Below are 6,525 nucleotides of genomic sequence, written 5' to 3' on the forward strand. Positions count from 1 at the left end.
TTCATTGAAATCAAACCATTCACGCCGGATCGTGCTGGCATCGACATCACCCAGAAGGCAGGAGCTGATTGCTTCTCTACATATTCCGTACGAGATACATCCCAGCCATGCGGATGAACATACTCCTGACGACTGGACACCACAACAGATTGTTGAAGGATTGGCGCTGCGCAAAGCGCGGGCCGTTTACGAACAAATTGCGAATCCATCGGAAAATGCCGTCATCGTCGGCAGCGACACGATCGTTGTCCTGGATGGCCAAGTGCTTGGCAAGCCTGCAGATGACGCAGACGCTATTCGGATGCTGAAGTCGCTTCAGGGCAGAACACATCTCGTTTACACGGGTGTTGCCTGTATTGATGCGGCAAGCGGTGAAACGCTTGTCCGCCACCGCTCAACGAAGGTGAGCATGAAGGAACTTTCGGATGCGAAAATTGATGCTTACGTGAAAAGCGGCGAGCCTAGCGACAAAGCTGGCGCCTATGGCATTCAAGGACTTGGCGCCACTTTGGTGAAACGGATCGAGGGCTGTTATTTTACCGTCGTGGGATTGCCTGTTTCGTTGCTTTCCGACATGCTGTCGGAATTTGGCATAGACGTCCTGTAGGCGTGGATGAGATTTGAGTGAAGGGAAAGTAGGGGAAGCTATGGAGCCGCAAACGTATATGCTGCGCGACATCCCCCATCAGGAACGACCTAGAGAACGCATGCTGCAGTATGGGGCTGGCGCCTTAAGTCACGCGGAGCTGCTGGCTATTTTGCTCCGGACGGGAACGCGGCGGGAGTCCGCCGTGCATTTGGCACAGCGCATTTTGAAGCAGGTCGGGAGCATGCGCCGGCTTGTAGATATGAGCATCGAGGAATTGATGGCGATCAAAGGAATCGGCAGCGCCAAAGCCGTACAACTGAAAGCCGGAATCGAGCTTGGCCAGCGGCTCGCCCGCACCCGCATGGACGAACCGGTGATTATCCGCAGTCCAAGGGATGCGGCTGACGTTCTTATGGAACAGCTGCGTTATCTGCAAAAAGAACATTTTGTATGTTTATTTCTGAATACTAAAAATCACATTATTGCTCAAGAGACGCTTTCGATCGGCAGTCTGAACGCCTCCATCGTCCATCCGCGCGAGGTGTTTCGTGCAGCCATCAAATGCAGCAGTGCATCGTTTGTCTGCGCGCATAACCATCCGAGCGGGGATCCGACGCCAAGTCCCGAGGATATCTCACTGACTTCTCGATTGAAAGAAGCCGGGGAAATCGTCGGTATAGAGGTGCTGGATCATCTGATTATCGGTGACGGGGAATTCGTCAGTTTGAAGGAGCAAGGCTTGATGTAATATAATAGTTGAGATTGACGAAGAAAGGGAGATTACAGCATGTTAGGAAGTTTCACGAAAGACTTGGGAATTGATTTGGGGACAGCGAATACGCTGGTCTATGTCCGTGGTAAAGGAATTGTCGTTAGAGAACCTTCCGTTGTTGCGATCCGTACGGATACGAAAAGCATCGAGGCTGTCGGCGAGTCCGCGAAGAAAATGATCGGACGCACGCCAGGCAACATCCGTGCCATTCGCCCGATGAAAGACGGCGTTATTGCTGATTTCGACACGACGGCAACAATGATCAAATATTTCATCCGTCAGGCTCAAAAACAGCGCTCGATGTTCCAGCGCCATCCGAATGTGATGGTATGCGTACCTTCCGGAATCACCGCGGTTGAACAGCGCGCCGTTGAAGACGCGACCAAGCAGGCGGGAGCCCGCGAAGCGTACACGATCGAAGAACCGTTTGCGGCCGCAATCGGCGCGGATTTGCCGGTATGGGAACCTACAGGCAGCATGGTTGTGGATATTGGCGGAGGTACGACGGAGGTTGCCGTCATTTCCCTCGGCGGGATCGTAACCAGCCGCTCCGTGCGCGTTGCCGGCGATGAAATGGATGAATCGATCATTCAGTACATCAAACGCCAGTACAATCTGATGATTGGCGAAAGAACATCCGAACAACTCAAAATGGAAATCGGCTCCGCATTGCCGCTGGAGCAGGTGGAAACAAGCGAAATCCGCGGCCGTGATCTGGTAACGGGTCTGCCTAAGACCATTACGATCACATCCGACGAGATTAGCGAGGCGCTATCCGACACGGTGAATGCCATCGTTGAAGCCGTAAAAGTGACGCTGGAGAAATGTCCTCCGGAGCTTGCGGCGGATATTATGGACCGCGGCATCGTGCTGACCGGCGGCGGAGCCCTGCTGCGCAACCTGGACAAGCTGCTTGCCGAAGAAACGGGCATGCCTGTCATCGTAGCCGAGAATCCGCTGGACTGCGTTGCGATTGGCACAGGCAAGGCGCTGGAGAACATTCACCTGTTTAAATCCCACAGCAGCTCGGCTGTACGCTCGAAGCGCTAACGCAGGCAATTGTGACTCAACCCCTGATAATGGGAGAGAAATCAGTAGAGTTAGAGGGTGTTGAAACTGTTTAAGCTGCTTGGCAACAAACGCTTATTTGTGATTTTAATCGCCCTTGTCATGTTTATCGCGCTGATGGGTTTTACGCTCGGCCCCAGAGCCTCGCTCTCCTGGCCCGAAAGGTTTGTCAGAGATACGGTCGGCTTTGCCCAGAATATATTTTATAAGCCCGCTGGCTATATAGCGGGCTTGTTTAAAGATGTCGCCAACATGCGCGAGACATACAAGGAGAATGAGCAGTTGAAAATCGCGCTGGCCCAATACACGCGCGAAAAAGCAAAATTCAACTTAATGGAAGACCGTATTGCACAGTTGGAAAAAGATCTGCAATTTACGGAAGCGCAGAAGAATAAATACAATTATTCATATCATATTGCGCAGGTAATCAGCGTTAATGCCGATACGGTGAATCGTACACTTGTGCTTGACCTTGGCGAAAGGGATGGGGTGAAGGCAGGGCAGTCGGTCATTTCGGTAGACGGAATGGTCGGAGTTATTAGTCATGTCAGTAACTTCACATCAACCGTGAAGCTTATTACTACTATGGATGTGAAGGATCCGAATTCCAATGGCATTGCCGTCACTTCGATGAACAATCATGCTACTTTCGGCATCATTGACAATTATGACGAGGCTTCCAAGATGCTAGTCATGAGCCAGATCAAGCAAGAAGATCCAATCAAAGTAAACGACCAAATTGTCTCTCTGGGTGATACAGATAAATATCCGCAAGGACTGATCATCGGGACAGTGAAATCGGTGGAGGAGAGCAAATTCGGAAAAACAAAGACGGCCATGATTGATCCGGCGGCTGAATTCCAGGATTGGAAACAGCTATTTGTAGTCTTTACGCCGGAGGCACCTAAGTAATGATAGGACGTAAGCAAGTTCTGGTGCTGCTGCTGTTTCTTTTGTTCATCCTGCAAGGTACCATCGTTCCTTGGCTGCTGCCCTCCTCCTGGCAAAACGTCATTATGCCGAATCTGGTATTCATCGTCTTGTTGTTTGTGTCCGTGTACCATCATCGGCATACGGCGCTCGTGCTCGGCATCATCTTCGGTTTGCTTCATGATGTAGTTTATTACGGCGATATGATCGGCACTTATTCCCTGGTAATGGGATTTTCCACGTATATTATGGGCTTTATTTTTCGTGCTCCCCGGGCTCCCATGCCGCTGATGATGACGGTGGTTATTTTGGGAAGCCTGCTGTTCGACAGTATGACTTTTGCGATCTACCGGGTATTCTCATTGACGCAGGTTTCTTATGACTGGAATTTGCTGCATCATGTGTTACCCGATCTCGTGGTTCATTTTGTGTTCGGGCTCATCATTTATGTTCCTCTCCGCAAGCAGCTTGAGAAAATTGCTAGACGGGAGAAAAAGGAGAAGGCGGCGTAAACTCACCGCCATTTTTCTTTTCCGGCAGGAACTTTGACATCCGAAGACGAAATGTAAGGAGATAGGGGGGACAGGCATGGCAGTAAAATCGAATCATGTCACGATCAAGGGCATCAAAGATGGCCTGGTATTCCTGCTTGACGATGAATGTGAATATGAGGAACTGCTCGGTGAGCTCCGTTATAAGCTGGAGCACAGCCATCAAAATATTTTGACCGGCCCCATTATTCACGTGGATGTAAAAATGGGCTCGCGGCGGATTACGGAAGATCAGAAGCAGAACATGCTCGACATTTTAAAACAAAAAGGGAATTTGCTCATCCGCTCTGTCGAATTTCCTGCATCCGAGCCTGAGCAGGTTCCGGTGTATGCGATTATGAGCGGCATGGTGCGCTCTGGTCAGGTGCTGCACCATGACGGGGATTTGCTCTTTTTGGGAGACGTCAACCCGGGAGGCAGCATTCTGTGCACGGGTGACATTTATATACTTGGCGCTCTGAGGGGCATGGCGCATGCCGGTGTGGAGGGCAATGAGGAAGCGATCATCGCAGCATCGCATTTTGCCCCGACGCAGCTGCGTATTGCCGAGCAAATCAGCCGTCCGCCGGATGAATGGGAAACGCGTGAAACCAGCATGGAATTTGCTTTTTTGCAAAACGGAGCCATGCAAATCGACAAAATCAGCAACATTGTACGTTTGCGGCGTGATTTTAACGTGTTTAAAGGGGTGTAGCACATGGGAGAGGCTATTGTCATTACTTCCGGCAAAGGCGGTGTCGGCAAAACGACCACGTCGGCGAATATCGGAACTGCGCTTGCGCTGCTCGGCAAAAAGGTCTGTTTGGTGGATACGGACATCGGCCTGCGCAATTTGGACGTGGTTATGGGTCTGGAAAACCGGATCATCTACGATTTATGTGATGTTGCGGAAGGACGCTGCCGCTTGAATCAGGCGCTTGTAAAAGACAAACGTTTCGATGAGCTGTACATGCTTCCGGCCGCCCAGACGAAGGATAAGAACGCCGTGTCGCCAGAGCAGGTCAGAGACATCATATTGGAATTAAAAAAAGAATACGAATACATCATCATTGATTGCCCGGCGGGGATTGAGCAAGGGTTCAAGAATGCCATTGCAGGCGCAGACAAGGCGATCGTTGTAACAACGCCTGAAAATGCCGCCGTCCGCGACGCCGACCGGATCATCGGTCTCCTGGAGAGCTCGGAGATCGAATCTCCGAAGCTGGTCGTCAACCGCATCCGGCCCAATATGGTCAAAACGGGGGACATGCTGGACATCGAGGATGTGCTGCAGGTGCTCAACATCGACCTGATCGGGATCGTTCCGGATGACGAGTACGTCATCAAAGCCGCAAACAGCGGGGAGCCGACGGTGATGAACCCCGATTCCCGTGCGGCGATCGCTTACCGCAACATTGCCCGCCGGATTCTGGGGGACACCGTGCCCCTGATGCATCTGGATCAGAAGAAGGGCATGTTTTCTAAGTTCAAAAAGCTGTTTGGTATGGGTTAACCGACACCCGTCCGATACAACATACTGCAAAAAGGATGAAGTTAACCGCTTCATCCTTTTTTTGCGTATGCCACGATCGAATTTCTTCGTTCAGACGGAAAATAAAGCCATCTGCATGTATAATAGGCCTTTCAATCCGGTTAAGTTACATCAGAAGGAAGTTTTATCCGGCACAGCCGATCGCGCATCAATCAACAAGACTCACGAAGGAGTGAACCGGAATGCTTGGTATTCTCGCATCCATTTTTGTTATTCAAATCGTCTATGTTTCATTTTTTACACTGCGCATGATTTTGACGCTGAAAGGCCAGAAGTATCTGGCCGCGGTTCTCAGCATGTTCGAGATTACCATTTATGTGCTGGGCTTGAGCATTGTCCTGAAATACGTCAACCAGCCGATCAGCTTGATTGTGTATGCTGTTGGCTACGGGCTTGGCGTGCTTGTCGGGTCTTGGATTGAAGGCCGCATCGCCCTGGGGTACATTACGATGAAGGTCATCTTGAACGATCCGGAAAGCGATATGGCCAACACCCTGCGGGACCATGGCTACGGAGTCACCTCCTGGATCGGAAGCGGCCGGGACGGTCATCGTCTGGTGTTCGAGGTGCTTGCCAAGCGCAAAAACCAGAACAAACTCTATCATTCCATTCTGGAGCTGGACCCGAAAGCTTTTATCGTCGTCACGGAGCCGGTTCTTCTTCATGGGGGCTTCTGGACCCGAGGCACTAAACGATAAAATGGAAATCATTCCTTAAGCATGTTTCAACCCGATGCCAAATGGGTAAATGTATAAAACATAATGATTGCAGGAATACAGACCTAATCTTGATGGGAATGTTGCCTGCATACGCATTTTGCATATATCCATTTGGGCGGGGGGAAGCAGAGCGTTTTACGCGAAATGCTAACTTGCTTGCTTGTGTCTTGGAGGACAGCGTTTGAGAGCGCATTCTTTCCTGGATACGAACTCGGGCTGAAGGCTTGGAATGTTTCGGATGGATGGCATGGAAGTTACAGGGTGATGCACAGTTTGTAAAAGCTATACAGCATATCAAGGTGGAATGTAAGGTATGTCCCATACCGTAACGAATACTTGACTGATTTGTAAGTACCTCGTGGCTG

The 6,525-nt window shown here is 50.6% G+C and carries 8 protein-coding genes; all 8 read left to right on the forward strand.

Annotated elements, in window-relative coordinates:
• Positions 1-4 precede the first annotated feature (4 nt).
• The 8 genes from PCH05_RS23330 (at position 5) to PCH05_RS23365 (ending at position 6,139) form a co-directional block, all read left to right on the forward strand.
• On the forward strand, positions 5-607 hold the full coding sequence (locus PCH05_RS23330; protein ID WP_127606430.1) for a Maf family protein: 603 nt from the start codon (positions 5-7) through the stop codon (positions 605-607).
• Positions 608-647: 40 nt separating this feature from the next.
• A complete protein-coding gene (gene radC, locus PCH05_RS23335; protein ID WP_127606450.1) occupies positions 648-1,337 on the forward strand; it encodes a RadC family protein in 690 nt (229 codons plus the stop codon).
• Positions 1,338-1,376: 39 nt separating this feature from the next.
• Positions 1,377-2,411 carry a rod shape-determining protein gene (locus tag PCH05_RS23340; protein WP_127606432.1) on the forward strand — a complete coding sequence of 345 codons (1,035 nt, stop codon included), beginning with the start codon at positions 1,377-1,379 and terminating at the stop codon, positions 2,409-2,411.
• A 57-nt stretch (positions 2,412-2,468) separates the two neighbouring features.
• Positions 2,469-3,341, forward strand: a complete 873-nt coding sequence (mreC, locus tag PCH05_RS23345; protein WP_127606434.1) for a rod shape-determining protein MreC — start codon at positions 2,469-2,471, stop codon at positions 3,339-3,341.
• Entirely contained in the window at positions 3,341-3,871 is a 531-nt protein-coding gene (gene mreD / locus PCH05_RS23350; protein ID WP_127606436.1) for a rod shape-determining protein MreD, read from the forward strand. Before mreC ends, mreD begins: the two co-directional genes overlap by 1 nt.
• A gap of 76 nt (positions 3,872-3,947) precedes the next feature.
• The gene (gene minC, locus PCH05_RS23355; protein ID WP_127606438.1) at positions 3,948-4,604 is read left to right on the forward strand and encodes a septum site-determining protein MinC; all 657 of its coding nucleotides are present in this window, start codon (positions 3,948-3,950) and stop codon (positions 4,602-4,604) included.
• Positions 4,605-4,607: 3 nt separating this feature from the next.
• Positions 4,608-5,402, forward strand: coding sequence for a septum site-determining protein MinD (gene minD, locus PCH05_RS23360; RefSeq protein WP_127606440.1), 795 nt, complete (start codon positions 4,608-4,610; stop codon positions 5,400-5,402).
• 221 nt (positions 5,403-5,623) lie between these two features.
• Positions 5,624-6,139: a DUF2179 domain-containing protein gene (locus tag PCH05_RS23365; RefSeq protein ID WP_127606442.1), complete on the forward strand. Its 516-nt coding sequence runs from the start codon at positions 5,624-5,626 to the stop codon at positions 6,137-6,139.
• Positions 6,140-6,525 lie beyond the last annotated feature (386 nt).

Origin of the sequence: Paenibacillus chibensis, assembly GCF_004001045.1 — a bacterium.
GTDB lineage: Bacteria > Bacillota > Bacilli > Paenibacillales > Paenibacillaceae > Paenibacillus_AQ > Paenibacillus_AQ chibensis.